The sequence below is a fragment of the Nguyenibacter vanlangensis genome (assembly GCF_013376155.1).
GTDB lineage: Bacteria > Pseudomonadota > Alphaproteobacteria > Acetobacterales > Acetobacteraceae > Gluconacetobacter > Gluconacetobacter vanlangensis.
Genome location: NZ_JABXXP010000381.1, coordinates 1 through 2,855, shown reverse-complemented (window position 1 = coordinate 2,855; position 2,855 = coordinate 1). Strand labels below are relative to the sequence as shown.

At 67.1% G+C, this 2,855-nt stretch carries 2 protein-coding genes and 1 pseudogene; 1 reads left to right on the top strand and 2 read right to left on the bottom strand.

The genetic code is table 11. The annotated features are described in order from the left end of the window. Positions 1-67: 67 nt before the first annotated feature. A complete protein-coding gene (locus HUK84_RS14200) occupies positions 68-1,132 on the bottom strand; it encodes a YihY/virulence factor BrkB family protein (RefSeq protein ID WP_246285694.1) in 1,065 nt (354 codons plus the stop codon). 285 nt (positions 1,133-1,417) lie between these two features. Here HUK84_RS14200 and HUK84_RS14195 point away from each other — a divergent pair, with 285 nt between their 5' ends. Beyond that, complete coding sequence (locus HUK84_RS14195) at positions 1,418-2,548, top strand: type III PLP-dependent enzyme (RefSeq protein WP_176640872.1); 1,131 nt, start codon at positions 1,418-1,420, stop codon at positions 2,546-2,548. 194 nt (positions 2,549-2,742) lie between these two features. Here the strand turns inward: HUK84_RS14195 and HUK84_RS23690 are convergent. Then, positions 2,743-2,855: pseudogene (locus tag HUK84_RS23690) on the bottom strand (heme exporter protein CcmB); the annotation flags it as partial.

Sequence of the window (2,855 nt, the reverse complement as noted above, 5' to 3'; positions counted from 1 at the left end):
CCCCGGCACGCCGCGCCGCGCCGGGCATCGCCGCTGACGGCTTTTTCTTCGGCCGTCCCGCCGCGCTTCAGGGCGATGTGGATTGGCGCCGGCCGGTATCGGGGGCGCCGTCATCGGGGCGCAGGCCCATCTCGGCCTCGATGCCCGAATTCAGCTCCGCGCCCAGCAGGATGACGTAGGCCGACACGAAGAACCACATCATCGTCGCCACCACCGCGCCCAGCGGACCATAGGTGGCGTTGTAGCTGGCGATGGCGCTGACATAGTACGAAAACCCGATCGAGGAAACGATCCACAGCAGCGTCGCGGCGCAGGAGCCGGGCAGGATGCAGACCCAGTGGGCGATCCGGCGGGACGGTCCCAGCCGGTACAGCATGGCGCAGGCCGCGAGCACGAACAGCAGCATCAGTGCCGGCCCCCCGGTTTCGACCGCCAGGCCGACCGACCAGGGGGGCGGTGCGATGCCCAGCAGGTCGGGCAGAAAATCGACCAGCACCGGCAGCGCGACCAGCAGCGCCAGCGCCAGCACGGCGCCCAGGATCGCGAACAGCGTCATGGCCAGCGCCATCAGTTGGAAACGCAGGAAACTGCGCGTCTCACGCGTGTCATAGGCGATATTGACGGCGGTGATGAGCGAGCGCGTGGCCGCCGAGGCCGACCACAGGGCCAGCGCAGTGGACAGGATCAGGTTGAGGGTCAGCGCGGAATGGGATTCGGCGACCAGCGTGTGGATCCGTTCGCCGATCAGCGCGAAGGCCGATGGCGGCAGAAGGTTGCGCAGGATGTTGAGCTGCGGCTCGACCGTCTGCGGGTCGAATACCAGCCCGTAGATCGAAATCAGCGTGCTGATCGCCGGAAACAGCGACAGGGTGGCGTAGAACGCGCAGCCCGCCGCCGCCAGGCCGATCTTGTCGTCCACCAGGTTGCCCAGCATGCGGCGCAGCACGGGCCGCCAGGTTTGGCGCAGCCGGTGCAGCAACGGGGCGGCTGCGGTGCGGGCCTTCAGCGCATCTGCGTTCGGGCGGTACGGGTCATCCGGCGGCGAGGGGGTCAAACAGGCTCCATTGGGCAGGCTCCATCGGGCAGGCTCCATCGGGGCGGCGGCCCGGAACAGGCGAGAGGCGGGGGCCATGGTCGGGGACAGGGGCGGCGACGATCGGCCTAGGTCCCACATTACGAAGAAATATGGAAAAGCGACGATTTTTCTGTTGCGTCGCAAACGGATTACCCTCATATGCGCTCCCCACGCAACAACGCACGTGCCACTGGCCCTCTGAGGTTACGCAACGACGTCAAGCGTTCTGGCAATCGGGATCCCCTCGCGGGGCCCAGTCTTGGTCGCTGGTCCGTTAGACCGTTTCGCAACGCCTGTCCGGCCAAGTTCCCGGATGGATTTCACAGAAGGGATTTGGGTGCGATGACTCCCAAAATCGCCCGTTTCCTGGCCGAGCAGGCTCCTGCGACGCCATGCCTCGTCGTCGATGTCGATCGCGTCGAGGCCCGTTATCAGTCGCTGCGCACGGCGCTGCCGCTGGCGCGCATCTATTATGCGGTGAAGGCCAATCCGGCGGATGCGATCCTGCGCCGGCTGGTATCGCTGGGCTCGGCCTTCGACGCCGCGTCGTGGGAAGAGATCCGCATGTGCCTGGATGCCGGCGCGGATGCGCGCGACATCTCGTTCGGCAACACGGTCAAGAAAGTGTCGGCCATCGCCGCCGCCTACGCGGCCGGGGTGACGATGTACGCGTTCGACAGCCACGAAGAACTGGAGAAGCTGGCCCGCCACGCTCCGGGATCGCGCGTCTATTGCCGCCTGATCGTCGAGAATGCAGGGGCGGAATGGCCGCTGTCGCGCAAGTTCGGCACCACGGTCGAAAGCGCGCGCGACCTGATGCTGCGCGCCCGCGACCTCGGCCTGGACCCGTACGGCCTGTCGTTCCATGTCGGCAGCCAGCAGACCACCACGGACGCATACGAAGCGGCGATCGCGCGGGTCGGCATGCTGTTCACCGACCTGGCCGATGCCGGGCTGAACGTGCGCATGGTCAATCTGGGCGGCGGCTTCCCGATCCGCTATCGCGACGACGTGCCCGAGATCGACCAGTTCGCGCTGGCGATCAGCCACGCGATGACCGCGCATTTCGGCAACGACCTGCCGGAAATGATCGTCGAGCCGGGCCGGTTCATCGTCGGCGACGCCGGCGTGGTGTCGGCCGAGGTGGTGTTGGTGACCCGGCGCGGCCTGAAGGACGACGTGCGGTGGGTCTATCTGGATATCGGCCGCTTCGGCGGCCTGGCCGAGACCGAGGGCGAGTCGATCCGCTACGGCATCCGCACGCCGCATGACGGCGGACCGACGGGGCGGGTGGCGATCGCCGGCCCGACCTGCGACGGCGCGGACATCCTGTACGAGAAGGCGCCCTACGCCCTGCCGCTGGACCTGGCCTGCGGCGACCGGATCGAACTGCTGTCCACCGGGGCCTATGTCTCGACCTATTGCTCGACCCGCTTCAACGGCTTCGCGCCGCTGGGCGAGCATTACATCTAAGCCCGTCCGGACCCGGACAGGCACCGTATAAAAGGGGCGCCCCGCATTGGGGATGCCCCTTTTGCTTTTTTGGTTGCCCGGGCTCTTTTTCGGGGCTTTGCCCCGAACCCCACCAAAGGCGGTGCCTTTGGAAACCATCTGTTTATCAATGGATTGGGGTCATTGATAAACAAAGGGGGGCCGCGCCCTCGCCTTTATTCGACGGCGGCGCGCAGGCCGGCGCCGGCGGCCAGCGGGCAGAGCGGCAGCGCGCAGGCCAGGAACGCGCCCAGCAATTCCAGGTCCGGCAGCCAGGACAGGCTGCTCT

Excerpts from the sequence above, each read along its gene's own strand:
- HUK84_RS14200 (WP_246285694.1), bottom strand. The coding sequence starts at position 1,132 with ATGGCCCCCGCCTCTCGCCTGTTCCGGGCCGCCGCCCCGATGGAGCCT.
- HUK84_RS14195 (WP_176640872.1), top strand. The coding sequence starts at position 1,418 with ATGACTCCCAAAATCGCCCGTTTCCTGGCCGAGCAGGCTCCTGCGACG.